The organism is Streptomyces sp. NPDC111516, assembly GCF_055635345.1.
In genome coordinates, this window is record NZ_JBVKBV010000028.1 from 1 (window position 1) to 26918 (window position 26918).

The following is a 26918-nucleotide window of genomic DNA, read 5'->3' on the forward strand; positions in this document are numbered from 1 at the left end:
TCAGACTCTTTCGTGTCCGATTCCCGGTCGAAACGGGGTCGCTTTCCAGTTCTTCGCTTTCGCGTTTCCCTTTCCGGCGAGTCCGACTCTATCAGGCCTTTCCTTTTCCTTTGACCAGCCTCCTGCAGACATGCAGGTGCCGATCCAGGTTAGAATCAGGGCTTAAAAGTCGCCGCCGACCCCCGACTCGAAGTCGTGCTGGGGCCAGGCAGGAATACGACAGTACAGGTAGCCGGGAGACGAGGCAAATCGTTTCCGGTGCCCTCCTAAGGCCGCGAACCGCCAGGACTCGCCCGGAACCGGCACTTCTTATGACTTACCCTGCTGAACAGCACGCCGTCGTCTGCAAGCCGTGACGGCGCCATTCGAGCTCCACCCCTGGGAGGTTCCCCATGACCACTGTGACGTCCCCTCTTGCCGGGCGGGCCATCGGGCTCGCCGCGGTACCGGACCCGGTCTTCTCCGGCGCGATGGTGGGCCCTGGAACCGCCATTGATCCCGAGCGCGAGCCATCCGAAGCCGTAGCGCCGGTCGACGGCATCCTTGTCTCCCTGCACCCGCACGCGTTCGTCGTCGTGGACGAGCACGGGCACGGTGTGCTCGTCCATCTCGGCATCGACACCGTTCAGCTCAATGGCGAGGGCTTCGAACTGCTCGTGAACAAGGGGGACACGGTCACCCGAGGTCAGGCAATCGTGCGGTGGGACCCTGCGGGCGTCGAGGCCGCCGGCAAGTCCCCCGTGTGCCCGATCGTCGCACTGGAAGCCACCGCTGACTCCCTCTCCGATGTCCGCGAGGACGGCGACGTGAAAATGGGCGACACGTTGTTCGGTTGGCAGTGACGGACCCGACTCGATGACAGCCGACTGGATATCCACCGCGGAGGCATGGACCGCCGCACAACCGGAGACGGGTGCAATGGAGACAACGCTGCGAGGCGTCGGTGTGAGCCACGGAGTGGCGATCGGCGAGGTTCGTCATATGGGTACGGCGGTGCTCGAACCGCCGGCCAAGCAGATTCCTGCCGAGGAGGCGGAGCGCGAACAGGGGCGCGCTCGCCAGGCGGTGGAAGCGGTGGCGGCCGATCTGATCGCGCGCGGCAATCTTGCCGGTGGCGAGGCTCAGCATGTGCTCGAGGCCCAGGCCATGATGGCGCAGGACCCCGAGCTGATTGCTGATGTGGAGCGGCGTATTGCCGTCGGCAGCACCGCCGAACGCGGCGTCTACGACGCGTTCGCCGCCTATCGGGCGCTGCTCGCCAACGCCGGCGAGTACCTGGCGGGGCGGGTCGCCGACCTCGACGATGTGCGTAACCGGATCGTGGCTCGCCTGCTCGGCGTGCCGATGCCCGGTGTGCCGGACAGCGACGAGCCGTATGTCCTGATCGCCAGGGACCTGGCGCCCGCCGACACGGCTCTGCTCGACCCTGCACTGGTGCTCGGCTTCGTGACCGAGGAGGGCGGGCCGACCAGTCACAGCGCGATTCTGGCGCGTGCGCTCGGTGTGCCTGCCGTGGTGGCGCTCCCCGGGGCCGGTGAGCTGGCAGAGGGCACGGTTGTCGCGGTGGACGGCAGCACCGGTGAGATCTTCGTCGAGCCCAGCGCCGAGAAGCGTGCGGAGATGGAGCGAGCCGCTGCGACGCGCAAGGCCGCGCTGTCCGCTTCGACCGGTCCGGGTGCGACCTCCGACGGTCACAAGGTCCCGCTGCTCGCCAATGTGGGCGGGCCAGGCGATGTGCCGGCTGCCGTCGAGGCCGGTGCGGAGGGCGTGGGGCTGTTCCGTACCGAGTTCCTGTTCCTGGACGACAGCAAGCAGGCGCCGTCCGAGGAGAAGCAGGTCGCGGCGTACCGGGCGGTGCTCGATGCGTTCCCGGAGGGGCGTGTCGTGGTGCGGGTGCTGGATGCCGGTGCCGACAAGCCGCTCGACTTCCTGACGCCGGCGGACGAGCCCAACCCGGCACTGGGCGTGCGTGGGCTGCGGAGCCTGCTGGATCACCCCGAGGTGTTGCGGACCCAGCTGACCGCGCTCGCGAAGGCGGCCGAAGGTCTGCCCGTCCACCTCGAGGTAATGGCTCCGATGGTGGCGGACCGTGCGGACGCGAAGGCCTTTGCCGATGCCTGCCGTGCGGCCGGGCTGGCGGCGAAGTTCGGCGCGATGGTGGAGATTCCGTCCGCCGCCCTGCGGGCGCGCTCGATCCTGCGGGAGGTTGAGTTCCTTTCGCTGGGCACGAATGACCTCGCGCAGTACACCTTCGCCGCCGACCGTCAGGTGGGTGCGGTGTCGCGGCTGCAGGATCCTTGGCAGCCTGCGCTGCTCGACCTCGTGGCGATGTCGGCGGAGGCGGCCAGGGCCGAGGGCAAGAGCTGTGGTGTCTGTGGTGAAGCCGCCTCCGATCCGCTCCTTGCCTGTGTCCTCACGGGGCTGGGTGTGACGTCGTTGTCGATGGGTGCCGCGTCCATTCCTTATGTCCGCGCCACGCTGGCGAAGTACACGCTCGCGCAATGCGAGCGTGCCGCTTCCGCCGCGCGTGCGGCTGACTCCGCCGAAGAGGCGCGGGTAGCGGCTCAGGCGGTGCTGTCGGGCGAGTAGCCCCGGCGTCTGTGGTGAAGGGGCTCTCTGCCGATGGTGGCAGGGAGCCCCTTCGGCCTGTCAGTGGTGCGACTCCGGTTCGTCCGCGCCGAGGTCGAAGCCCGCGCAGTACTCCACGTGCGACTCCGGGGAGACGGGTTCGCCGGTGTCGGCATCGGTGCAGTAGGCGCTGAAGACCTCGCCGGCGGTGAGCGGGACCAGGCTGCCGCGGGCCAGCCGCCAGCCGTGGACCCGGTCCTGGGTGCCGGGGCTGCTCGTTCGCAGTACGACTCCCCCGGGCTTTTCGAGGGCAATGCCGACGGCGAGCACCGTGACGAACTCGGCTCCTTCCGCCGATTCGAGGCGAGCGGGCCCCGTGGTGTCGCGCTCGGTGTGCAGGACGGCGAGCAGGTGCTCGTTCTCGGTGGGGGTGCTGCAGACCAGGTGGTGGGTGCCCGGGCCGGCCGTCTCCAGCATGCGCAGCAGGAGGTGCGAGGCCCGGTCGAAGGCGGCGCGGCCGATGTCCTGACCGCAGTCCGCGCAGGCTCCGAGGTCGGCCAGGGTCATCGTGGCGTACTCCCAGGTGGCCTGGCGGACGGCTCGGCTGACCAGGAGCGGGATCAGGGTGTCGATGGGTTGGCCGGTGTACGCGACGGTGGCACCGGCCGAGGCGATTTCGGCGGTGAAGCGGCTACGGCTGGCGGGGGCATCGGGAGCGATTCCGGACTCGGTGCAGAACTCCGCGTACTCCTCGGGGTCGAAGAGGGCGACCGTGGCGTGCATGCCCTGTGCGGCGAGGGCCTTCAGCAGGCCCTCCACCTGCTGGAGATAGATGGTGTGGTCATCGAAGGTGAAGGTGCGGTAGCGCCGCATCGCCGCGAAGTCCTGCTCGTCGGCCAGGAGGCCGATGGTGCTGGGTGCTTCGCGGCGCAGCGTGCGTCGCATGGATGTGCCGGACCGGAGGTACCCCTTGGTCCTGCTGGTCTTGTCGTGCTTGGTGTTCCTGGTCTGCGCCATGACTCCCCCAGTGCGCTGTCGATCATTACTCACTCAGAGTAATCAAAGGCACTGACAACGCGGCCGGTCAGCGACGCTTGCGGGCGAGGTCCTCGTAGAAGTGGAGGAGTTCGAGGTTGTCGATCGAGCCGGGATTGACCGCCTTGGCCAGGGCTGTGCCTTGCAGGAGGCGCTTGACCGGAACCTCGATGCGCTTGCCGGTGAGCGTGTGCGGAATGCCCGGGACCTCGATGATCTCGTCCGGGACATGGCGCGGGGAAAGGTTCTCCCGGATGGTCCGCTTGATGCTGTCGCGCAGGTCGTCGTCGAGTGCGGCGCCGTCGGCGAGGTGGACGAAGAGCGGCATCCAGTAGCCGCCGTCGGGTTCTTCGATGCCGATGACGAGGGACTCGCGGATTTCGGGGAGCCTTTCGACGGCTTCGTAGATGTCGGCGGAGCCCATCCGTACACCCTGGCGGTTGAGGGTGGAGTCGGAGCGGCCGTGGATGATGACCGAGCCGTGTTCGGTGATCGTGATCCAGTCACCGTGGCGCCAGACGCCGGGGTACATGTCGAAGTAGCTGTCGTGGTAGCGGCTGCCGTCGGGGTCGTTCCAGAAGCGTATGGGCATGGAGGGCAGCGGTGCGGCGACGACGAGTTCGCCGACCTCGCCGATGAGCGGCTTGCCTGCGGAGTCCCAGGACTGGAGGTCCGTGCCGAGGCACGGCGCCTGGAGCTCGCCGATGTGTACGGGGAGGGTGGGGACCGCGCCGGCGAAGCAGCTGCAGACGTCGGTGCCGCCGCTGACCGAGGCGATCCACAGGTTGTCGTCCACCTCGTCGTGGAGCCAGCGGAATCCGTCGGGCGGGAGCGGGGAGCCGGTGGTGGCGACGCATTGGACGCGGGACAGGTCGAAGTCGCGGCCCGGGTGGACGTCGGCCTTGCGGCAGGCCATGACGTAGGCGGCAGAGGTACCGAAGAGGGTCGCTCCGGTCTGTTCGGCGACGCGCCACTGGGCGCTGACGTCGGGGTAGCCGGGGCTTCCGTCGTACAGCACGAGTGTGGTCCCGGTGAGCAGGCCGGAGACGAGGAAGTTCCACATCATCCAGCCGGTGGAGGTGTACCAGAAGAACCGGTCGTCGGGGCCGAGGTCGCAGTGCAGGCCGATCTGCTTGAAGTGTTCGAGCAGGATGCCGCCCTGGGACTGGACGATCGCCTTGGGAAGTCCGGTGGTGCCGGAGGAGTAGAGCACCCACAGCGGATGGTCGAAGGGGACCTGTTCGAAGAGGGGCTCGGTGTCGGCGGACGTGAGGGCGGACCAGTCGAGGGTGCCCTCCGGGGCCTCGGTACCCAGCAGCGGGATGTGGACGACGGCGCGCAGGGTGGGGAGTTCGCGGCGCAGCTCGGCGACCGTGTCGGCGCGGTCGTGTTCCTTGCCGCCGTAGCTGTAGCCGTCGATGGTGAAGAGGACGACGGGTTCGACCTGTTGGAAGCGGTCAAGGACGCTGCGGGCGCCGAAGTCGGGGGCGCAGGAGGTCCAGACGCCGCCGACGGCCGCGGTGGCGAGGAAAGCGATGACGGCCTGGGGGATGTTGGGGACGTAGGCGCTGACGCGGTCGCCCGGTGTGACGCCGAGCGCGCGGAGTTCGGCGGCGAGCGATCCGACCCGGCGGCGGAGTTCGGACCAGGAGATGGGGACCTGGGTGTGGGTCTCGTCGACGTGGATCAGGGCGGGGGCGTCCGCGCGCAGGGGGTCCTCGGCGGTGCGCAGGGCGTGTTCGGCGTAGTTGAGGCTGGCGCCGGGGAACCACCGGGCGCCGGGCATGGTGCGGTCGCCGATGACGGATTCGTACGGGGTGGAGAACCGTACGTCGAACCAGTCGGCGACGGCCTGCCAGAAGGTGTCGAGCTCGTCGACCGACCAGCGGTGCAGCGCCGGGTAGCCGCCTTCGGCCGGTGCTCCGTACCGCTCTGCCGCCCAGTTCTGGAAGCGGGTGACGGCGGCGGCCGCGATGCGGTCGGGGCCGGGCTGCCAGAGGGGGGCTTCGTTGGCTGCTGCGGTCATGGCGGCTCCCTGACTGTACGGGTACGCGGGGTGTGCGTGGGACGCGCGCACACGTGCTGGGGTGTGCGCGTGAGGCGGCATTTAGGGACGATGCCATGTGATCGTCTCTCGCACCAGGGTTCACCACCCATGGTCGCGCGTCCGGACATGTGGTCCGGCCACGGGTGAACGGAAGTTGAACGCCGCCCGCGCCCGCCCTGTCGGGTGGCAGGGTGAGCTGCATGAACGGTCGTGACCTGATGCGCTCGGTGAAGATGGTCGGTTCGGTGCGGGGGCTGCGCACGGTGCGCTCCTCCTGGTGGCGCCGGAATACGGATGCGCGGGCGCTGCCCCGGCGCGGTGCGGAGCGGGCGAGGGTGCCGGGCCTTGTGGTGGGGGCGGAGCCGGGGCCGGGCGGGGGTGTGGTGCGGTTCGCGCGTTCGGAGTTGCGGGTCCGGGTGGCGGTGGGCGGGGCGGTGTTCTGGGGCTGGGACGGGGCGGAGCCGTTGCCGTCGTACGCGCTGGCAGGTGCGGGGCCCGAGCCGGATCCGCGGGCCGAGCTGGAGCCGGACAAGGAGGGCGGCTGGCAGGTCGTCTCGGAGCGGCTGACCGTTGCGGTGTCTCGGCACGGGGCCGTGGAACTGCGTACTCCGGGCGGGGTGGTGCTCCGGCGCGAGTTGCCGCCGCGGTGGTGGGAGCCGGTCGCGGGTGGTGCCGCTCGGTGGGTGCAGCGGTCCGAGGTGCCGGCGGATGCCCGGTTCTTCGGGCTCGGCGGGCGGGCGTCCGGGCCGCGGCTGAGGGACGGTGTGTACCAGCTGTGGAACACCGACCCTGGTGGGAGCTTCGGGCCGGGTGACGATCCGCTGTATCTGACGATGCCGGTGCAGTTGGTGGTCTCCGATGCGGGGACGCATCTGGTGTTCCACGACAACTCCTGGTCGGGGCGGGTGACGCTGCGCGAGGGCGAGGAGGGCGCGGGATCCGGCCATGACCGTCCGGGAATGTGCGAGGTGCGGATGGACGGCGGGCCGCTGCGCTGCTGGGTGATGGCCGGCACGCCGGCGCGCGTACTGCAGAGCTGGACGGCGCTGACGGGTGCGCCCGCGCTCCCGCCGTCCTGGGCGCTGGGTCCGCAGCATGCCCGCTGGGGTTTCGGGAGCGACCGGGAGGTGCGGCGCGTGGTCGCCGGGTACCGGGAGCGGGGGCTGCCGCTGTCCGTACTGCATCTGGACATCGACCACTACGACGCGCATCGGGTGTTCACCGTCGACCGCGAGCGCTTTCCCGATCTGCCGGGACTGGCGAAGGAACTGCGGGAGGACGGGGTGCGACTGGTGTCGATCGTCGATCCCGCGGTGAAGGCGGAGCCGGGGAACGCGGTGTTCGACTCGGGCAGGACGGTCGGGGGCGACGGGGCGTTCGTCCGGGACGCAACGGGGCAGGTGGTGCGCGGGGAGGTGTGGCCGGGTGAGTGCGTGTATCCGGACTTCACCGATCCGCAGGTACGGGAGTGGTGGGGCGGGCTGTACGAGGAGCGGCTTGGACAGGGGTTCTCCGGCGTGTGGCACGACATGAACGAGCCGGTGTCGTTCGCGGCGTTCGGGGAGCCGACGTTGCCGCGGTCGGCGCGGCACTGTCTGGAGGGCCGCGGGGGTGATCACCGCGAAGCCCACAATGTGTACGGGCTCGCCATGGCGCGCGCCGGGTACGAAGGGCTGCGTCGGCTACGGCCGGAGGAACGTCCGTTTCTGTTCTCGCGTTCCGGTTGGGCGGGGATGCAGCGGTACGGGGGTACCTGGTCCGGTGATGTGGAGACCAGCTGGCCCGGGCTGCGGGCCTCCCTGGCACTGGTGCTCGGACTGGGGCTGTGCGGGGTTCCGTATTCGGGCCCGGATGTGGGCGGGTTCGGCGGGTCGCCGTCGCCTGAGCTCTATCTGCGGTGGTTCCAGCTGGGTGCGTATCTGCCGTTGTTCCGTACCCATGCGGCGATCGACGCGGGGCGGCGGGAGCCGTGGGAGTTCGGGCCGCGGGTGCTCGAGCATGCGCGGGCCGCGTTGGAGGAGCGGGAGCGGCTTCGCCCGTACTTCGTGACCCTGGCGCAGCTGGCCCGGCTGACGGGTGCGCCGTATGTGCGACCGCTCTGGTGGGGTGCGCCCGGTGAGCGGGCGTTGCGGGACTGCGAGGACGCGTTCCTGCTGGGTGACGCCTTGCTGGTCGCACCGGTGCTGGAGCGTGGTGCGGACCGCCGGGCGGTGCGGTTGCCGCGGGGGCGTTGGTACGACACGGCGACGGGTGAGGTGTACGAGGGGCCGGGTCAGGTGTTGCTCGACGCTCCGTTGTCGCGGGTCCCGGTGCTGGCGCGGGCGGGTTCGGTGCTGCCCGTGCGGGGCGCGGACGGGGGTGTGGAGCTGGAGGTGTGGGCTCCGGCGCCAGGGCGCAGTGGCGGCGGTCTGGTGGTCCCGGACGCGGGTGGCGGCTGGGAGCGGGCGGAGGTCGAGCGGTATACGTCGCGCCTGGTGGACGGGACGGTTGTGGTCGAGCGGGAGGGTGAGGAGGGGCCGGTGAACGGCCCGGTGCGCGTGCGGGGGTTGTAGGACGCGGCGCACCGGCGGGATCAGTGGTAGCCGCCCTCGAACCACGTGTGCACGGCCCGGGTGTGCAGGGGGAAGGCGAGCTCGGTGGGTGCCCGGAGCAGATGGAAGCCGGATGTCTCGTCGGTGGGCGCGGAGGGCGGGAGCTCGCCGACGGGGCGTTCGGGGAGCAGGCCGAAGAGGAGCAGATGGCCGTCCGGGGCGCTGAGGGCGTCGGCGAGGCGGACGTCCCCTTCGTCGGCTTCGATGCCGGTCTCCTCGCGCAGTTCACGTACGACGGCGTGTTTCCAGTCCTCGTCGTGGTCGATGAAGCCGCCGGGGAGAGCGCGGCAGCCGCGGTGGGGCCGGATGGTGCGGGTGATGACGACGAGTCCGGTGCCGTCCGGTTCGGTGACGGGGAGCAGGGCCACGGCGACCGGCAGCGGGTTGCGGAAGGCCTTGTCGCCGCAGACGGCACAGGTGCGGGGGCGGGCGGCGGGGGACGCCGACGCGGCGTACGGTGCTCCGCAGCTGCCGCAGTGGGAGTCCTTGGCCGGCTTCTCGGGGTTGCTCGTGGGTGCGGACACGCGCGGACTGTACCCGATCGCCTGCCGGGCTCCCCGCAGTACTGGATTATGTGCTCATGACAGGTCTCGCTTCCGCTTTCCGTGTCCTGGCCGCTGCTGCCGCCACCCTGCTCGCCGTCACCGCCACCGCCCCCGTGGCACAGGCGAGGCCCGAGCCGAAGGCTCCCGAGGAGTTCGTCGCGCTGCGCTCGGTGGATCCGACGATCATTCAGGAAATGCGCTACCCCACCGCACACAACTTCATGGGCGTTCCGGTGGAGGGATATCGCCAGCCGCTCTGCATCCTGACCCGGCCCGCGGCCCTGGCCCTGCACCGCGCGCAGACCCGATTGCTGGCGCAGGGCTACTCGCTGAAGGTGTACGACTGCTACCGGCCGCAGCGGGCGGTCGACCACTTCGTGCGGTGGGCGAAGGATCTCGACGACGAGACGATGAAGGGAGAGTTCTATCCCCGCGTCGACAAGACCCGGCTGTTCGCGGACGGTTACATCGCGGAGAAGTCCGGACACAGCCGCGGCAGCACGGTGGACCTGACGCTGGTGAGACTGCCCGCCACGCCGACCGGGCCCTATCTGCCGGGCCGGCAGCAGGTGCCCTGTTACGCGCCCCAGGCCGAGCGCTTCCCGGACAACTCCGTGGACATGGGCACGGGATTCGACTGCTTCGACACGCTCTCCCACACGGATGACCCGCGTATCCAGGGAACTCAGCGCGCCAACCGGCAGTTCCTGAAGAAGACGCTCGCCGACGCCGGCTTTGCGAATCTGGCCGAGGAATGGTGGCACTACACCTTCAAGCCCGAGCTGTTCCCGGACACCTTCTTCGACTTCCCGGTGGCCAGGAGGTCCGTCGCGGGGCACTGAGACGAGTGCGGCGAAAGAGCGGCCGGGACCACCCCCGTGGGTCCCGGCCGCCCGTTCCCCCTGTCGGACGCGGATCGGCCGTTTCCGGTTGCGGTCCGAGCCATTACGGTGCCCGTATGCCACAACAGACATTCGATTCCTACGAAGAGTTCTGGCCCTACTACGTCGCGATGCACTCCAGGGCCGCGACCCGCTGGGTCCATCTGACCGGCACCCTCACCGGGCTCGCGGTCACCGCGTACGGCCTGGCGCGGGGACGCAAGAGGTACGCGGCCGCGTTGCCACTGATCGGGTACGGGACCGCTTGGCCCGCGCACTTCCTGATCGAGAAGAACAATCCCGCCACCTTCGGACATCCTGCCTGGTCGCTTCGCGGCGACGTACAGATGATCCGGATGATGCTGGCGGGCCGCGACCGGGAGCTGGCGGAGACCGCCGCGAAGTGGCTCGCCGACAACCGCTGACCGCTGCTGTCGGCAGCCTTGACGGCCCATCATGCCGGGTGAAAAATCCTTGCTCAGTCAGGCAGAGAGGCGCGGCCCGTACCCCGGTCGGCGGGGGTGCGGGCCGCGTTGCTGCGCTGTCGTCGCCATACGGGCCGGCTACATCGTGGCGGGCTCGCGGGGGTGCTCTGCGCGGGCCAGCGCATGCTCGACGACCGTCACCAGCACGTCCCGCGCGGAGGAGCGGTCGCGTGCGTCGCACATGACAACCGGAACCTCCGGGTCGAGGTCCAGTGCCGCCTGCACCGTCTCGGTGGCAAACTTTCCCGCTCCCTCGAAGCAGTTGACGGCGACGGCGAACGGAATCGCGCGGCGCTCGAAGTAGTCGACCGCCGCGAAGCAGTCCTGCAGCCGCCGGGTGTCCGCGAGCACGACCGCGCCCAGCGCACCCTGAGCCAGTTCGTCCCACAGGAACCAGAAACGGTCCTGCCCCGGGGTGCCGAAGAGGTACAGCACCAGGTCCTCGCGGAGGGTGATCCGGCCGAAGTCCATGGCCACGGTGGTGGTGGTCTTCGCCTCCACGCCCGCCAGGTCGTCCACCGGGCGGCCCGCCTCGCTCAGTCTCTCCTCCGTACGCAGCGGCCTGATCTCACTGACCGCACCGACCAGAGTCGTCTTGCCCACTCCGAAGCCGCCCGCCACCAGGATTTTCAGGGTAACGGGCTCAACGGGCCGCCTGTTGCGGCTAGAGCGCCCGAAGGCCATTGATCACCTCGCGAAGAATGTTCACGTCCGGCAGCTCTGCCGGCGGAACGGGACGGGTTACGTGCACCAGCTCGTCCTCGACGAGATCACCGACCAGCACCCGGACCACCCCTACGGGGAGGTCCAGGCCGGCCGCGAGCTCGGCGATCGACTGGGGCATGTCACTGCAGAGTTCGACGATCTCCACATGTTCCGGGGAGAGCGTCCGGTCCCGGCCGGGGTCGTCGGCCGCGGGTTCCGGGACGACGACCGCGATCAGGTCGAGCCGATGACGGGAGGCACTGCTGGTACGGCCCCGGGTCATCGCGTACGGACGGACCACGGGCCCCGCATCGGCGTCGTACCAGCGCGATGCCTGCGGGTCCGTGGACGTGGCCGGAGATCTGGAGGAGTCAGCGCTCATGCCGTCCACTCACCCCCCGGCGGCCGATCCGGTCGTCCGGGGAGCGTTGGCCAGGTGGGCACCGACGCGCTTGACCATCAGCGTCATCTCGTACGCCACCTGTCCGACGTCGGAGTCGGCATCGGCCAGCACGGCCAGACAGCTGCCGTCACCGGCCGCCGTGACGAAGAGGAACGCCTCGTCGAGTTCGACGACGGTCTGGCGGACTCTGCCCGCGTCGAAGTGGCGTCCCACTCCCTTGGCGAGGCTGTGGAATCCGGAGGCGACGGCTGCCAGATGTTCACTGTCCTCGCGCGTCAGGCCCTCGGACGTACCGGTGGCGAGGCCGTCGCTGGAAAGCACCAGCGCCTTGTGGATGCTGGCGACGCGCTCGACGAGTTCGTCGAGCAGCCAGTTCAGCCGGCCGGAGCCCTGGCGTGCGGCGTCGGGTGCTGCGGCGTTCGGTGCGGTCATGGACCGTCCCCTCCCGGAGTGGTTCCTTGTGCTGTGTCGCCGGGGCCGGTCACGTCCTCGGCGTTCTGCCGTCGGCCGCGCTGCCAGCCACGTTGGAGCGAAGCCATACGGCTGCGTACCTCGTCCGCATCGCGTTCGAAGTCCTGGTCCGGTTCCGAACGGGACGGCTCCGCATCGCGGCCGCCGGAGACCTCGCGGAGCTGCGGGGCGAGGCTCGCCTGGCGGACGCGCCGGGGCAGGCCGCCCACTGTCTCGGGGGCCGCGCTCGGGGCTGCCGGAGGCGCGGGTTCGTCGAGCGTGGCGGGCCCTGCCGCCGGGGCGGGCGCGGTGGGTTTCCGGAAACCGGTTGGCTCCCGGGGTGCGGTGGGTTGCCGCGGCTCGGTGGGCCCCGAAGTGTCGGTTACGGAGCGCCACGGTCCGGCGGCCGACGGCCTGATCCCGGCGTCTGTGGCGAGGGTCTCGGGGTCGGGTGAGCTGTCGTGCTCGGCGGTCGTGGAGTGAGAGCGGCCCGCCTCGTCGACCCGGCGGCCGTTGTCGGTGACCAGGGTCGGCGGTTTGCGGCGAGGCAGCGGCACCGGGCCGCCCGGGCGCATCGCCCGTACCCCGGCCTCGGGCTGCCCCGCCTGGTCGGATGCCTGCTGGTGCTGTTCGCGGTCACCGTCGCGCCGGAGCTCGCGGGCCCGGAAGATGTCGCCGCGTTCGCTCTCGGTGTCGTCGATGTCGGACGCGCCGCCCAGCAGGGGTTCCAGGAGGGGATCGAGCGCGGGGTCGTTCTCGAAGCCCAGCGCTTCCACGGGTCCTTCGAGCTCCACGGGCCCGTCCAGGAGGGCCGGGTCCATGAGACCGGTGGGAACGGGGGCGAGGCCGGAGGGCCTGCCGGCGGCCCGGCGGTCCGGCACGCCGTCCCTGCGGTCCCTGTCGATGCCCGGGCCCTGGCCGGCCGCCTTTCCGCCGCTGCCGATCGTCTTCTCGGACCGGCGGTCGAGGCGGAATCCGGTGCCGTGGGTGTCCGGGGCGTCGGTGAGCAGCGCCGCCGGGATGAAGACGACCGCGGTCGTGCCACCGTACGGAGAAGTCTGCAGCGAGACCCGGACGTTCTGCCGCTGGGCGAGGCGACTGACCACGAAGAGACCGAGCCGGTCGGTGTCGGAGAGCTCGAACTCGGGGGTTTCGGCGAGCCTCAGGTTGGCATCGAGGAGGACATCGGGAGTCATGCCGAGGCCCCGGTCGTGGATTTCGAGCGTGAAGCCGTTGGCGACGCGTTCGCCGAGCACCTGCACCGCGGTGTGCGGGGGCGAGAACACGGTGGCGTTCTCCAGGAGTTCGGCGATCAGGTGGGTGAGGTCGGCGACGGCTGGGCCGCCCACACCGATGCGGGGCAGCCGGCGGACCTCGATCCGCTCGTAGTCCTCGACCTCGGCGACCGCTGCCCGAACCACGTCCATCAGCTGGATCGGCTTGCGCCACTGACGGGACGGTGCGGCGCCGGAGAGGATCACCAGGCCCTCGGCGTGGCGTCGCATGCGAGTGGTGAGGTGGTCGAGGCGGAAGAGGTCCGCGAGTTCATCGGTGTCCTCGGTGCGGCGCTCCATGGTGTCCAGGAGGGTCAGCTGCCGATGCAGCAGCACCTGGTTGCGGCGGGCGAGATTGACGAAGACCTCGGACACGCCGCGTCGCATGTCCGCCTGCTTGACCGCGGCTTCGACGGCCGCCCGTTGCAGGGTGTTGAGCGCCTGACCGACCTGGCCTATCTCGTCCCGTTCGTACTGGAGGTGCGGTGCCTCGGTCTCGACGTCGACCTGTTCACCGGCGGCGAGGCGGCGCATCACGCTCGGCAGCCGTATGCCTGAGACCTCATGGGCGTCCTTGCGGAGCCGGGACAGGTCACGGATGAGCTCGCGGCCGATGCGTACGGAGACGAACACCGAGGCAAGCAGGGCGAGGAAGCCGAGCACTCCCGCGATACCGGCCTTGATCAGGACGCCGTAGCCGGCCGGCTTGCCGCGGTCCTGGAAGCGGTTGTTCATCTCGGTGGAGTCGTTGGCCAGCCGGTCCAGGACGGACGTGGCCACCTCCTGCCAGCGCTCGGCGTCGACCGTCCGCGGGTCCTGGGTGGGACCGTCGTTGATGAGCGCGCTCTCCGCGGTCCGCAGCGCTTCGCTGTCCGGGCTCGCCCAGAACTGCTCCACGCGTTGGCGCTCCGACGAGGGAAGCATCTCGCCATTGATCTCGTAGAGCAGCTTGCGATTGGCCACGAGGTCGGAGATCTGGCGCAGTTCGGAGGCGGTGAGCCGGCCGGCGATGAGCGCCGAGGCGACCAGGGCGTCCTCGCGGGAGAGCGTTTCGCGGGCTCGTGAGATGCCGACCAGCGCGCGGACCTGCTTGTCCATCGACACGTTCTCCATCGTGCGGAGGCCGGTCAGAAAGCGGTAACAGGGGTCTATGAGACGGTTGTAGAACTCCATGGCCTTCAGCCGGTCGATGGTGCGTTTCTCGACCGAATCGCGGAGCGCGCCAAGACCCTCGACGGTACCGAGAACCGAGTTCAGCTGTGTTTTGTCCTCGGACCGCAGTGCGTCGCGAATGTCCTTCTGCCGTGCGCTGTCCTGGACATCCACCACGACGCGGTCGGTGGCCGCGCGTTGGCGCTGCAGAAGGGGGAGAGCGTTGGACGCCCTTGGGTCGGCGAGAAAGACCAGGGTCTGGCGGCGCTCGTCCTGAATGGCGCGGACCATGTCCTCCAGAGGGTGCCCGACCTTCTCCACGATGGTGCTCGCGCTCATCAGGTGGCTTGCCTCACGCCCCGTCAGAAACGTGGCGAATCCCCAGAGTCCGGTGAGGGAGACGAGCGGCACCAGCAGCAGCGCCACGATCTTCCTGCGGATGGACTTCCCGCGAAAGCGCATGGCCTCCCCCAGACCGACCCCTCGGGTCGAGGGTCGTGTTCCGTCAACAAACGGCGTGAGCCTACTACCGACAGCAAGGCAACTCGAAGGGATGTCCGGGACGTTTTTCAGCCTCGCTCCCCGGCGTCGATCACGAGTTGTCCGGGCATTCCGGGCTATGAAATTCGTGAATGCGGCAGAAGAGACCTGTCAGAGCATCGCACTGTCCGGTGGGGCAGTTGGCTGGAATTCTTCGCTCGATGACGGTTCGAGGGAATCTTCTCGGCCGGTCACTCGTCTCTCTGTACGGGGCAGGGGGAACACGGGGAGTGCTCAGGGCAGGATGGTCCGATCCGCCCGCGTGGATACGGCGCATGCCGGGCAGCAACCCTGAAGTCGGACAGCGGTGGGGAGTTGAGAGTTCTTGGATACGGAAGCGCGTCGGAGCCCGGTGTCGTCGGCACCGGCCGCGGTCTCGGCGGCGACCGGCGGGGCGCAGATCCCACGCCAGGAGCGTCGGCAGCTCTGGGTGGAAGAGCCCGCGACACGTCGGCGGATGCCGGACCCGGTCCGTACGGCTGCCGTGCGTGCCGTGCTCATCATGTCGCTGACGATCATCCAGGCCATGGTGGCGTTCCTGTGCACGCTGACGGAGTCCTGGCTGTCCTTTCCGCTGATGCTCAGCAGTGTGGGCAGCACGGTGGTCACGACCTGGTCGGTGCTGGATGTCTGGGTCACCCGACAGGTCTGGAATCAGCGCAACGGTGTGGTGTCCGTGCCGAGCAGTTCGGCGCGGCATTTGCGCCGCGAGCGGCGCAGAGCACGGCGGGCGGCGCGGTCCGCGCAGCGGGACGATGCACGGATACGCCGCCGGGGCACGGGCAGCCTCACGCGGGCCTGAACGGGGCCGGGCTGAGCGGCGCCGGGCCCGTCCGGTGCCCGGCCCGTCCGGTGGATCGGGCCGGGTTCGGGGCTCTCGTCCTTGCCGCTTGCGCCCTGATACTCGTCGTTACTCGTCGGACGAGTTCGGAGAGGACGTCCGGGCAGTGTCGGGCGGTGTCGTGGAGCGCTTGAACATGCGGGTGGCGGTGATCTCGCCGTGCACCGTCTCGCCGTTCGGATCCTGCTGCGGAAGCCCGGGGCGAAGGTGCTCCTCCACGCTGATGTACTTCAGCCCGGCCCGCAGGTCCGCGTCATTGCGCAACCGGATCACCAGCGGGAATTCGGCGAGCGCCGTCGTGTCGAACAGGCCGGTCGTGTAGAGCAGCTGCACACCGAGGGCGTCCGACACCGCACGCTGGAGTTCCAGCAGATAGGTGGCGTTGGCGCGGCCGATGGGGTTGTCCAGGAAGAGCGTGCCCGCGTGCCGGTGCTGGTGCCGGTCACGGCCCCGGTCGTTGCTGCGCAGTGCGGCCATCGTGCAGTACAGCGCGATGGCGGCGGTGAGCAACTGGCCACCGGAGAAGACGTCGCCCATCTGTCCGACCGGGACGCGTTCGGCACGGAGCACCGCGTCCGGCTTGAGGATCTCCACGGCGATGCCCTTGGGCTCCAGCGCCGCCTGCACACCGCGCAGCAGAAGGGACATGCCGTCCCTGCGCAGATCGGAGTTCTTCTTCAGGGCGGCACGGGTGGCCTCGTCGATGACCTCGCCGAGCCGCTCGGTGAGCTTCGCCTGGTCGGGTTCCTCGAAGCGGATCCGTAGGAACTCCTGGCCGGACCACTCCCCCAGTCCTTCGGGAAGCTGGGAGAGCCGCTGGGCGGAGCGCAGGGTGGTGAGCGCGGACTCCACGAGGCCGCGGAGCCGGTCGACGATGGAGTCGCGGTTGCGCTCCAGCTGGGCCAGTTCGTCGGTGAGGACCCGGAGCCGGGGCGCGAAGGCGGCGGCCCACTTCTCGGCGTGCTCGGGCAGCGCTGCGGCCGGCAGCTCGCGGATCTGCTGGCGGGCGGGGGTGCGGACCTGTTCGTAGCGGGTGGAGTTGGCGTGCCGTACGAGGACGTCGCTCGCTTCCCGTACGGCGCTTTCGGCGGCGGACAGGTCGGCGGCGCAGCCACGCAGTGAACGACGGGCCTCGGCGGCGGACTGCCGGGCCTCGTCGAGGCTGCCCGGGTAGGGCTCGGGGGCCTCGGTGTCGTCGTCCGCGCCGTGGTCCCTGAGGAGGTCGCGCAGGAGTGCGGCGGTCTCGTCGAAGCCGCCTGCCGAGTCCTCGGCGGTGCGGTGGGCGTGCAGCAGTTCGGCGTGGGCGGCGCGCGCGGTTTCCAGGGTCGCGGTGGCGGAGGCCAGTTCGGTCGTGGCGGAACGCAGGAGCGTCTGGGCCTGCTCGGCGTCGGCCGGGACCAGTTCGTCCGGGAGTTCGGTGTGGTGGGTCTCGCCGTCGACCGGGGCCAGGCGCTCGGCTTCGCCGCGCAGTCGGCCCAGCTGCTCGCTCGCGGTGGAGGCCCTGGTCTCCAGGAGCTGGACCAGGGACTCGGCGCGGGCGGCGGCCGCCTGCCGGGACGGGCCGTCGGCGCCGTCCGTGCCTTCGAGGAGCTGGGCGGCGCGGGTGCGGACCTTGTTGGTGAGCCGGTCCAGTTCGGCGAGGGCCGCGCTCTCGTCGCTCTCCGCACGGGCCTGTTCGGCGCGCAGATCGGCGCCCACTCCCACCTTCTCGTACAGCTGGGACGCGGCCCGGTAGGCCTCCCGCAGCGCCGGGAGTGCGGGGCGCGGGGTGTCCGTCCGGGGCTCCGGGAGGTGCTCGGGGGCGCCCGCGATCTCGGCTCGTTCGGCGCGCAGGGCGCGGGCCGTGCGCCGGGCGTCGTCCGCGGCGCGCTGGGCGGCCCGGCGATCCTCGTCTGCGGCGCGGGCCCGTTCCAGACAGACGGTGGCGCGGGCCTCCGACTCGGCTGCTTCGTCGATCAATTCGCGCAGCTTCGCCTGCCAGCCCGCCCGTTCGCGGAGCCGGAAGGCGAGGCCCGCGAGCGCGTCGGCGGCGCGGCGGGTGCGCTGAGCGGCCTCCTGGCGTTCATCGCGGACACGGGCGGTGTCCGCGGCGGCCTCGTCGGCCTCGGCACGCACGGTACGGGCTTCGGCGAGCGCGGCCTCCGCCGTCTCGGCGGCCGTTCGGGCGGTGCGCGCGGTCTCGGCCAGTTGGGTGAGCATGCCGGGCGGGCAGTCGGCGCGCCACGAACCGATGCGGGCGGCGAGGGAGCGGTCGGCCGTGAGACGGGCCGCGAGGGTACGGATGTCCTCGTCGCGGTCGGCGGCCCTGCTCCTGAGGGCCTGCCGCTCCTCGTCGGCGGCGTGTTCGTCGTGCATCGCCGGGTTCGGCGGGACGAGGAACACCTCTTCCGTACGTGCGGCCGAGCCGCTGGTGGGGACGGGTGCCAGGAGCGCGGCGGCGGTGCCCACGGCGACGGCGGAGCGCGGCAGCAGGGCGGCGCCGCTCAGGACCTCGCGGGCGCGGGCGTGCGAATCGGGGTCGGTGATGACCACGCCGTCGACCAGTTCGGGACGGGCGGCGAGCACGGACGCGTGGTCGGCGGGGTCGACGGCCTGGGCGAGGTAGCGCCAGCCTGGCAGGGCCGGGATGCCGTGTTCGCCGAGGTACTCGACGGTGGCGAGGACGTCGGGGCCTGGTGGCAGCAGTCCGCCGTCGCCGAGCGCGCCGAGGATGCGGGAGTCGTCGGCGGCCGCGGTGCGCAGTTCGAAGAGGCGGCGTTCGGCGGAGGCGATGGACTGGTCGAGCAGCTCCCGCAGTTCGTCGGCGCTCCGGTCGAGCTCCTCGGCGGTGAGCGGCTGTTCGGTCGTGACGGTGTGCGTGCCGTACGCGGACTGGCCCGGATGACCTGCCTGGCCTGCCTGGCCGGCGTGATCCTGGTGGTCCGCGCCGGGCGGGGCGTCGGGGTCCGTCTCCGGGCCGGCCGCACCGCGGCGGGGCCTGGGTACGCCGGTGCCCTGCGTGGACGGCAGGCCGAGCAGGTCGGCCAGACGGTGGTCGGCGGCGATCGACTCGGCGGCCCTGAGCTCGGCCTCGTACGACTGTTCCGCCGCCTGTGCGGCATCGGCGGCCCGCGCCGCCGCCAGTTCGGCGCGGCTCTCGGCGGCTGCCGCGTCCCTGGCCAGGTCGGCTGCCGAGCGGGCGGCCCCCCTCGCGGTGTCCCACGCGGCGACGGCGGACTGCTCGGCGTCGCTCGCGGCGAGGGCCGCGCGGGCGGGGTCGGCGTCCGGCGCGGTGTTCTCGAGCCAGCCGGCCCGGACCGCCTCTTCCGTCTCCTGCTCCACCTCGGCGAGGCGCTGGCGCAGGTGTCCGGCCTCGCTGCGGGCGCGCTGGGCCTCGGTCGCGGCAGTGGTGGCGTCGCGGTGGGCGGTCTCGCCCGCCGTCTGAAGCGTGTCGGAGCGCTCCTCCTCCTCGTTGGCCAGCGTCTCGCCGGCCTCCGCCGCGGTGTGCAGGGCCCTTACGAGATCGGCGGCTGCCCGGGCGCGGGCGGCGAGCGCGGGCGCGGCGTCCCGCTCGGCCTCGCGAATGGCGACGGCGACCCGTGCGGAGCGGTCGGCGGCGGCGCGGTGGCGCAGTACGGCCTCGGCGGCCTGCCAGGCGGAGTACAGGGTGCGGGCATCGACCAGTTCGCGGCGCTGGGCGGCGGCGCCCTTCTCCGCCGCGGTCAGGGCCAGCGAAGCGTGCCGGTAGGCCAGTTCGGCCGCGATCAGGGCGCTGCGGCTGCGGGCCTCCTCGGCGGTGGTGACGGTGTGCGCCGCGCCCGTCACCTGCTGGGCCAGCTCGGCGGCCCGGCCGCGCTCCTGGCCGGCGCGGGCGGAGAGCCTGCGAGCGAGTGTGCGGGTGCGACGCTCGGCCCCCGCGTGGATGTCGCGGGCGCGGGAACGGGTGCCGGTGGCCTCGACGATCCGGCCGAGCAGATCGACCGAGCCCGCGGTGAAGTCGCGCTCCGCGGTCAGTTCGGCGCGGCGGCCCAGCTTGTTGCCGAAGCCGCTCACCAGATCGGCGAGGCCGTCCGTGTCCCGGGTGTCGGTGACGGCGCGGAGCAGCAGGTCGGTGAAGTCGGAGTCCTTCTTGACCGCGAAGAGGCCCGCTGCCTCGCCCTCGTCGGCGTTCATCTCACGCTGGTAGCGGAAGAGTTCGGGGTCGAGGCCGAGGTCTCCGAGGTGCTCGTTCCAGCGGTCGTGGATCTCTTCCCAGTGGACATCGAGGTGCTGGTAGAACTTGCCCGCCTCGGTCAGGGCGTCGCGGAAGCCCTTCATCGTGCGTCGTCGGCCCTGCGCGCCGGAGGCGCCTTCGGCCGGGCGGTGCACGGAGGTGGCCTCGGCAACCGGCAGGGAGTCCAGGCTGAGTCCGGGCCCGGGGCGGAAGGAGTACCAGGCCTCGGCGAACTTCCTGGGGTCGTTGGAGACCTGGCGTCCACGCCACTCGCTGACCTTGCCGACGACCACGCACTCGCCGGTGAGGGTGTGCTGCCATTCCAGGGCGACGTGCCCGCAGTCGTCGGCGAGGAGGAACTTGCGCAGTACGCCGGAGCTGGCGCCGCCGAGGGTGTTGCGGTGGCCGGGCAGCATCACCGAGAAGATCAGCTTCAGCAGCACCGACTTGCCGCCGCCGTTCTCCAGGAAGAGCACCCCGGCCGGGGCGGGGCGGCGCGGCGGGCCGACCGGCTCCTCCTCGAAGAACTCCGCCTGCGCCGGGGCGGGATGGGGCACGGGCTCGCCCACTCCGCGCAGGTCGAGCACGGTGTCGGCGTAGCGCGCACCGGCCGGCCCGATGGAGTAGAGGCGGACCCGGGACAGCTCGTACATGGCGGCGGACTCTCGTCGTTCAGACAGCGGGGGGAGACGGCGGTGGTGGGGCGGGACGGTCAGGCGTGGAACGGCAGACCGGCGTCGGCGACCAGCTCCAGGTCGTCGGTGTCGGGCGGCGGCAGAAGAGTCGCCGTTCCGTCAGTGACGGGTACGACTCCGAGGTCCAGGAGTTCGGCCATGGCGGCGCTGCCGGCCATGTCGCGGACCTGGAGCTGGTAGCGGGCGGTGGTGCGGAAGGCGCCCCCGGCGTCGTCCCCGGTGCGCTGGAGGAAGCCGGAGTCGGTGAGGAAGGCGACGGCCTTGCCGACGATGCCGGTGGTGGAGCCGGCCAGCCTCCGGGCGTCCTTCGTGGCTCCGGTGGAGCTGCGCCTGGCGTAGATCCGCCAGGCCGCCTCCAGCCCGGGGGCGTCGGTGGCCGGGTCGGTGTTGTCGCCGTGTTCCTCGGCCCGTTCCTCCAGGCGGTGGCAGGCCTGGCGGACGAACGAGTCGATGCCGTTGACGGTGATCCGGCCGATGTACGCGTCGTCGGCGAGGTCCTCGGGGCGGGGGAAGGCCATCGCGGCGACGGCGAGGTGTGCGAGACCGTGCAGGAAGCGGTCGGCGGAGTCGGACGATGCGCGGCGGGCGTAGTCGCCCATGCGGACGGCGAAGACCGAGTCCTCACCGGCGGTCACTGCCATGCCCGCGCGGGTGGACACCTCCAGCACGACCAGGCCGAGCCCGGTCGCCACGGCGTCGGCGAGCCGGGCGAAGGCGGGTTCCTCCCGGTAACGGCGGAGCAGTTCGGCGTATTCGGCGTCGCGCGCGGGCAGCAGTTTGGGCTGCAGTCCGAAGGCGACGAGCCGGGCGGCGTCGGCTGCGTCGGCCGGGGTGACGGGTGCGGCCGCAGGGGGCCCGGCCGGGTCGGCGGGCGCCATGCTCTCGGTCGCGTATGCGGCGGTCGGCTCGCTCCACTCGTCGGCGTGCTGTGCGCGGTGGTCGCTCACGACTGTCGCTCCTTGCTGCGGAAATTCTTCGGTACGGGGTGGACGGTGCCGACGCTCGCGGCAGCTGTCCCGGGCGGCATGGTTCCGGCCGGTCCGGCGGCGGGGCGACGACGTCCCCGGCCGATGTGGCGTGGCAGTACGGCGTGGGGCGCGCTGCTCATGACGCCTCCGAGCGGTCCGCGGCCATTCCTGCCGCGTCCAGCAGGGCCGTGCCCACTATCAGGTCCGCACCGCCGAACTCCGGGTCGTCGAGCTGCGTCCCGTCGTCGACGGAGAACAACAGGCGCTGCTCGCCCTGCCGGTAGGCGGTGCCGACCGGCGGACTCGCGGCGTGCACCGCGAGCAGGGCGACCAGGTAGGGCAGTTCGGGATCGCGGCGCCGCGCCTCCGCGAGGAGTCCGGAGAGCCGGCGCGGGGCGTCGTGCTCCAGGTCGAGGAGTTCCATGGCGCTCGCGAGCTGCTCCTCGCTGAACCTGCTGTCGTCCGGGGTGGCGATCAGATCGGGTTCGGGCATTTCGGCGCCCAGATGTTCTCGCTCCAGGGGCGGGGTGAGCAGCATGTCGACGAGATCGCCGACCCGTACCGAGGTGGGGGTGCGCAGCCCGGTGCCGTGGGCGAAGAAGGCATCGGTCACTCGGATGGCCTGTTCGACGGGGAGCGGCAGCAGCGGGGCGACCAGCTGGCCGTACAGATCGAGGCCGCTGCGGGCCGTGGGGGCTGCGAACGCCTGGCGGTCCTGTTCGGCTCGGAACAGCGGTCCGGCTTCCAGCAGTCGGGACTGCAGCTGGGTGTGGCGGCGAATGCAGTCCTTGACTACGTCGACGAGCTCGGCGGCGCGCCGCTTGTGCTCGGGCTCCTCCGCCTCGTCGCGCGCTTTGCGGATGTTGGTGAGGATCGCGTTCTCGTGGCGGTAGCGGTCGGCGACGTGGTCGAGGGCCTCGGCGATCATGTCGGGGACGGCGTTGAGCCAGTCGACGGCCCGGACGTTGCGCCGGGTGGCCTCCAGCGTCTTGCGGAGCGTCTCCGCGTACTGCACGGTTCGGTAGCGGGCCTGTTCGGCGGCGAGCTGTGCGTCCGCGAGGCGGCCCCGGCTGATGAGGACCTCCAGCTTCACCTCGGCGGCGATCTGGGCGCTGGTGACGTCCGTGTCGAGGGCGCCGACCAGGACGTTGACCGCTTCGTCGGTGGCCCGGAGATAGACGGTGCCGCCGTATCCCGGGACCTCTTCGATCAGCTTGAAGTCGTAATCCCGACGGATATACACCCCGTCGGGTCCGAAAGTGCCGTACACCGCACGGAATCCGCGGTCCATACTGCCGACATTGATCAGGTTCTCCAGCACCCAGCGGGCGACCCGCTCGTGTTCGGCGGCCGGGCGGCCCGGGGCCTGGGCGGCGACGCGGGGAAGGAGCCTGGTCACTATCTGGTCGTGGTCGGCCCCCGTGTCGAAGTCCATGTTGAGCGTGACCAGGTCGATCGCGGCGAGTGCGACCTCGGCCATCGCGTAGACGGTGTACTCACCGGCCAGATTCGCCTTGCGAACATCGAGGTCGTGCAGCGGAGCCGTGCAGGCGAGCGCGCGCAGCCGTCGCGAGAGCCCCTCGTCGGCGGCCGGGCCCGGGGCGGGCCGCGGCCCCGCGCTGAGCTGGGGCGCAGCGATGTCCGTGTAGGCAGGCGAAGTCACGCTGCACAGATTAGGTCCTCACACCGACAACGGTCGAAACGACGCAGAAGCGACCCCTTGCCCGAAGCCGGCCTGCTTCGCCATCACCGCTGTCCGCCGCCGCGTTCCGTACGGTCGTCGCCGCCCGGTTCCGGGGTTCCGTAGCCCCCGCCACCCGGCGTGCGGAGCACCAGGACGTCCCCCCGCTCCAGGTGAGCGGTGTCGCAGCCGCGGAGCGGTGTGACCGTCCGGCCGTCCGCGCGCTCGACATGCTGGTCGCCCAGCGCGCCGGATTCGCCGCCCGCCATGCCGTACGGCCTCACCCGGCGGTGGCCGGAGAGCAGTGCCACGGTGACGGGTTCGAGGAATCGGATGCGCCGCTCCACTCCGCAGCCGCCGTGCCAACGCCCTCCGCCTCCGCTGCCGTCACGTACCCGGAAGCTCTCCAGCAGCACGGGGTAGCGCCATTCGAGGACTTCGGGGTCGGTGAGGCGGGAGTTGGTCATATGGGTCTGTACGGCGTCGGCGCCGTCGAAGCCGTCGCCCGCGCCCGAACCGCTCGCCACCGTCTCGTAGTACTGGACGCGTTCGTTGCCGAAGGTGAGGTTGTTCATGGTGCCCGAACCCTCGGCCTGGATGCCGAGCGCCGCGTACAGGGCGCCGGTGACGGCCTGGGACGTCTCCACGTTTCCTGCGACGGTGGCCGCCGGATGGACGGGGGCCAGCATGGAGCCTTCCGGAATTCTGACCTCCAGGGGCTTGAGGCAGCCGCTGTTGAGGGGGATGTCGTCGGCTACCAGGGTCCGGAAGACGTACAGCACGGCTGCCATGACCACGGATTTCGGCGCGTTGAAGTTCCCCGGCTGCTGCGGTGAGGTGCCCGTGAAGTCGACGACCGCGCTTCGGGCTGCCGCGTCCACGGTGAGGGCGACCTCGATGACCGCGCCGTTGTCGGTCTCGTAGCGGTAGGTGCCGTCGTGCAGTGAGGCGATGATTCTGCGGACGGACTCCTCGGCGTTGTCCTGTACGTGTCCCATGTACGCGGCGACCGCCTCGGGGCCGAACTGTTCCACCATGCGGCGGAGTTCGGCGATGCCCTTTTCGTTGGCGGCGATCTGGGCGCGGAGATCGGCGAGGTTGGTGTCCGGGTCGCGGGAGGGGTACGCGGCGGTGGTGAGCAGCTCGCGCGTCTCGCCCTCGCGGAATCTGCCGTCCCGTACCAGAAGCCAGTTGTCGAAGAGCACTCCTTCCTCGTCGATGGTGCGGCTGAAGGCGGGCATGGAGCCGGGGGTGATGCCGCCGATCTCGGCGTGGTGTCCGCGTGAGGCGACGAGGAACCGCAGCCCGGGCCCCTCGTCGGCGTTCTCGTCGACGTCGAACACGGGTGTCACCACGGTCACATCGGGCAGGTGTGTGCCCCCGTGGTACGGGTCGTTGATGGCGTACACATCGCCGGGCCGCATCGCGCCGACGTTGCGCCGCAGCACCTCCTTGATGGACTCCCCCATCGAGCCGAGGTGCACGGGAATGTGCGGGGCATTGGCGATGAGATTGCCGTCCGCGTCGAACAGGGCGCAGGAGAAGTCGAGCCGCTCCTTGATGTTGACGGAGTGGGCCGTGTTCTCCAGGCGCACACCCATCTGTTCGGCGATCGACATGAAGAGGTTGTTGAAGACCTCCAGCATGACGGGGTCGACCCGGGTGCCGACGGCCCTGCGGTCCGGGCGCGGGCGGACCCGGGTGAGCAGCAGATGGCCGGTGCCGGCGAGAGCGGCCTGCCAGCCGGGGTCGACGACGGTGGTGGCATCCGCCTCGGCGATCACGGCGGGTCCGGTCACGATGTCCGCGGGGTGCAACTCCTCGCGCCGGTGGAGCGGGGTGTCCTGCCATCGTCCCCCGGCGAACATCCTTACGTAGTCGTGCGGTTGAGGCTCGGCACTCTCACGGGGTGTGCGGTCGGCGGGGCGCGGTCGGTGCTGTCCCGCCGTCCCGGTCGCCTCGACCGACACCGCCTCGACGACCAGCGGCCGGTCCATGGTGAACGCGTAGCGGGCGCGGTGCTGGGCGGTGAACGCCTCGGCCATGGCGGCCGTGGTGTCCAGGTCGACGGGCAGGCTGGAGTCCGTGCCGGCGTAGCGCAGGAGCACGCGGGCGTGAGTAGTGATGGCGCTGTCGGGGATGGCGTCGGCACGCAGTTCGGCGCGGGTGCGGCGGGCGAGTTCGTCGCAGAGTTCGCCGACGGCGGTGCGAGTCGCCTCGTGCAGTTCCGCCTCGACGGACTGTTCGCGCATCGCGGTGGCGTCGGCGAGACCGATGCCGTATGCGGACAGCACGCCGGCCAGGGGCGGTACGAGGACGGTGTCGATGCCCAGGGCGTCGGCGACGGCGCAGACGTGCTGGCCTCCGGCGCCGCCGAAACCGGTCAGGGCGTACCGGGTGATGTCGTGTCCGCGCTGCACGGAGATCTTCTTGACCGCGTTCGCCATGTTGAGCACGGCGATCTCCAGGAAACCAGCGGCGACCTCGGCCGCGGTGCGGGGTGTTCCGGTGGCGCGCGCCACGTCCTCGGCGAGCGCGTCGAAGCGGTCGCGGACGAGGTCCGCGTCGAGCGGGAGGTCGCCGTCCGGTCCGAAGACGGCCGGGAAGTGGGCGGGCTGGACCCGGCCGAGCATCACATTGGCGTCGGTGACGGTCAGCGGCCCGCCGCGGCGGTAGCAGGCCGGGCCGGGGATCGCGCCCGCCGAGTCGGGGCCGACGCGGTAGCGGTGGCCGTCGAAGTGCAGGACGGAGCCGCCGCCGGCCGCGACGGTGTGGATGTTCATCATGGGGGCGCGCATCCGCACCCCGGCCACCTGCGTGCCGAGTTCGCGCTCGAACTCGCCCGCGTAGTGCGACACATCGGTGGATGTGCCGCCCATGTCGAAGCCGATGACCCGGTCGAATCCGGCCTGCCCGGACGTACGGGCCATACCGACCACGCCACCGGCGGGTCCGGAGAGCACCGCGTCCTTGCCGCGGAAGTGGGAGGCCTCGCGCAGCCCGCCGTTGGACTGCATGAACATCAGCCGGATGCCGTCGAGTTCGCGGGCCACCTCGTCGACGTACCGGCGCAGGATCGGTGAGAGGTAGGCGTCGACGACGGTGGTGTCACCGCGTGGCACAAGCTTGATGAGCGGGCTCACCTCGTGCGAGCAGCTGATCTGGGTGAAGCCGGCATCACCGGCCGCGGCGGCCACGGCCCGCTCGTGTGCGGGGTGGCGGTAGCCGTGCATCAGGACGACGGCCGCGCTGCGCAGGCCGTCGGCCCGAGCGGCCCGCAGTCGCTCGGCCACCACGTCCCGGTCCAGAGGGGTCACGACCCGGCCGTGGGCGTCGATTCGTTCGGGGACCTCGATCACCCGCTCGTACACCGCTTCGGGCAGCAGAATGCGACGGTCGAAGAGCCTCGGTCTGTTCTGGTACGCGATGCGCAAGGCGTCCCGGAAGCCTTCCGTGATGACCAGGACGGTCGGTTCGCCGCGCCGCTCCAGCAGTGCGTTGGTGGCGACCGTCGTACCGATCTTCACCGTGCCGACCCGGTCGGCGGGGACCGGGTCGGCCGGGCCGAGGCCCAGCAGCCCCCGGATTCCGGCCACGGCGGCATCACGGTAGCGGTCCGGGTCGTGGGAGAGCAGCTTGCGGGTGACCAGGTACCCACCGGGATCCCGGCCCACGACATCGGTGAACGTCCCGCCACGGTCGATCCAGAACTCCCAGCGTCCGGTCATCCCTCCATACTGACCCGCGGCGCCGACAACGGGCCGGACGGCACAGCCGGCGCACCGGTGCGGCGGCCGGCGCACCGGCCGGCAGTACGTGCGCACGGCGCGGCCCGGACCGTTCACGCCGCGCGCGCCGCAGAGCG

The 26918-nt window shown here is 71.1% G+C and carries 18 protein-coding genes; 6 read left to right on the plus strand and 12 right to left on the minus strand.

What is annotated here, in order from left to right:
• Positions 1 to 392 precede the first annotated feature (392 nt).
• Both ACZ7L9_RS33330 and ptsP read left to right on the plus strand, forming a co-directional pair.
• The gene (locus ACZ7L9_RS33330; protein WP_471421187.1) at positions 393 to 842 is read left to right on the plus strand and encodes a PTS sugar transporter subunit IIA; all 450 of its coding nucleotides are present in this window, start codon (positions 393 to 395) and stop codon (positions 840 to 842) included.
• A gap of 76 nt (positions 843 to 918) precedes the next feature.
• Entirely contained in the window at positions 919 to 2589 is a 1671-nt protein-coding gene (gene ptsP, locus ACZ7L9_RS33335; RefSeq protein WP_471421189.1) for a phosphoenolpyruvate--protein phosphotransferase, read from the plus strand.
• A 60-nt stretch (positions 2590 to 2649) separates the two neighbouring features.
• Here the strand turns inward: ptsP and ACZ7L9_RS33340 are convergent, their stop codons facing one another.
• Together ACZ7L9_RS33340 and ACZ7L9_RS33345 are read right to left on the minus strand one after the other, a co-directional pair.
• Positions 2650 to 3585 (minus strand): hypothetical protein, encoded by a 936-nt coding sequence (locus ACZ7L9_RS33340; protein WP_471421191.1) that lies wholly within the window; start codon positions 3583 to 3585, stop codon positions 2650 to 2652.
• Between the two features lie 67 nt (positions 3586 to 3652).
• Positions 3653 to 5629, minus strand: coding sequence for an acetoacetate--CoA ligase (locus ACZ7L9_RS33345; protein WP_471421193.1), 1977 nt, complete (start codon positions 5627 to 5629; stop codon positions 3653 to 3655).
• Between the two features lie 221 nt (positions 5630 to 5850).
• On the opposite strand from ACZ7L9_RS33345, the gene ACZ7L9_RS33350 reads away from it, so the two are divergent.
• The gene (locus tag ACZ7L9_RS33350) at positions 5851 to 8202 is read left to right on the plus strand and encodes a glycoside hydrolase family 31 protein (protein ID WP_471421195.1); all 2352 of its coding nucleotides are present in this window, start codon (positions 5851 to 5853) and stop codon (positions 8200 to 8202) included.
• A gap of 20 nt (positions 8203 to 8222) precedes the next feature.
• Here ACZ7L9_RS33350 and ACZ7L9_RS33355 read toward each other — a convergent pair whose 3' ends face one another.
• Positions 8223 to 8765, minus strand: coding sequence for an NUDIX domain-containing protein (locus ACZ7L9_RS33355; RefSeq protein WP_471421196.1), 543 nt, complete (start codon positions 8763 to 8765; stop codon positions 8223 to 8225).
• Between the two features lie 56 nt (positions 8766 to 8821).
• On the opposite strand from ACZ7L9_RS33355, the gene ACZ7L9_RS33360 reads away from it, so the two are divergent.
• Positions 8822 to 9628: a M15 family metallopeptidase gene (locus tag ACZ7L9_RS33360; protein WP_471421199.1), complete on the plus strand. Its 807-nt coding sequence runs from the start codon at positions 8822 to 8824 to the stop codon at positions 9626 to 9628.
• 116 nt (positions 9629 to 9744) lie between these two features.
• Entirely contained in the window at positions 9745 to 10092 is a 348-nt protein-coding gene (locus ACZ7L9_RS33365; RefSeq protein ID WP_393702388.1) for an Mpo1-like protein, read from the plus strand.
• Positions 10093 to 10230: 138 nt separating this feature from the next.
• Here ACZ7L9_RS33365 and ACZ7L9_RS33370 read toward each other — a convergent pair whose 3' ends face one another.
• From ACZ7L9_RS33370 to ACZ7L9_RS33385, 4 genes are read right to left on the minus strand one after another with little or no spacing between them, the layout of a single operon-like run.
• Positions 10231 to 10836: a GTP-binding protein gene (locus ACZ7L9_RS33370; protein WP_471421201.1), complete on the minus strand. Its 606-nt coding sequence runs from the start codon at positions 10834 to 10836 to the stop codon at positions 10231 to 10233.
• Positions 10817 to 11239 carry a DUF742 domain-containing protein gene (locus ACZ7L9_RS33375; protein ID WP_471421202.1) on the minus strand — a complete coding sequence of 141 codons (423 nt, stop codon included), beginning with the start codon at positions 11237 to 11239 and terminating at the stop codon, positions 10817 to 10819. Before ACZ7L9_RS33375 ends, ACZ7L9_RS33370 begins: the two co-directional genes overlap by 20 nt.
• 9 nt (positions 11240 to 11248) lie before the next feature.
• Positions 11249 to 11692 (minus strand): roadblock/LC7 domain-containing protein, encoded by a 444-nt coding sequence (locus ACZ7L9_RS33380; protein ID WP_384451202.1) that lies wholly within the window; start codon positions 11690 to 11692, stop codon positions 11249 to 11251.
• Positions 11689 to 14598 carry a nitrate- and nitrite sensing domain-containing protein gene (locus ACZ7L9_RS33385; RefSeq protein ID WP_471421204.1) on the minus strand — a complete coding sequence of 970 codons (2910 nt, stop codon included), beginning with the start codon at positions 14596 to 14598 and terminating at the stop codon, positions 11689 to 11691. The genes ACZ7L9_RS33380 and ACZ7L9_RS33385 overlap by 4 nt, the downstream gene beginning before the upstream one ends.
• 430 nt (positions 14599 to 15028) lie before the next feature.
• On the opposite strand from ACZ7L9_RS33385, the gene ACZ7L9_RS33390 reads away from it, so the two are divergent.
• Complete coding sequence (locus ACZ7L9_RS33390; RefSeq protein ID WP_471421206.1) at positions 15029 to 15478, plus strand: hypothetical protein; 450 nt, start codon at positions 15029 to 15031, stop codon at positions 15476 to 15478.
• 108 nt (positions 15479 to 15586) lie between these two features.
• Here ACZ7L9_RS33390 and ACZ7L9_RS33395 read toward each other — a convergent pair whose 3' ends face one another.
• From ACZ7L9_RS33395 to ACZ7L9_RS33415, 5 genes are all read right to left on the minus strand, one after another.
• Complete coding sequence (locus tag ACZ7L9_RS33395) at positions 15587 to 20362, minus strand: hypothetical protein (protein ID WP_471421208.1); 4776 nt, start codon at positions 20360 to 20362, stop codon at positions 15587 to 15589.
• Between the two features lie 59 nt (positions 20363 to 20421).
• A complete protein-coding gene (locus ACZ7L9_RS33400; protein ID WP_471421210.1) occupies positions 20422 to 21351 on the minus strand; it encodes a hypothetical protein in 930 nt (309 codons plus the stop codon).
• Positions 21348 to 21512 carry a hypothetical protein gene (locus tag ACZ7L9_RS33405; RefSeq protein ID WP_471421212.1) on the minus strand — a complete coding sequence of 55 codons (165 nt, stop codon included), beginning with the start codon at positions 21510 to 21512 and terminating at the stop codon, positions 21348 to 21350. The genes ACZ7L9_RS33400 and ACZ7L9_RS33405 overlap by 4 nt, the downstream gene beginning before the upstream one ends.
• Entirely contained in the window at positions 21509 to 23035 is a 1527-nt protein-coding gene (locus tag ACZ7L9_RS33410; RefSeq protein WP_471421214.1) for a hypothetical protein, read from the minus strand. Before ACZ7L9_RS33410 ends, ACZ7L9_RS33405 begins: the two co-directional genes overlap by 4 nt.
• An 83-nt stretch (positions 23036 to 23118) precedes the next feature.
• Positions 23119 to 26781 (minus strand): hydantoinase B/oxoprolinase family protein, encoded by a 3663-nt coding sequence (locus ACZ7L9_RS33415; RefSeq protein WP_471421216.1) that lies wholly within the window; start codon positions 26779 to 26781, stop codon positions 23119 to 23121.
• Positions 26782 to 26918: the final 137 nt, after the last annotated feature.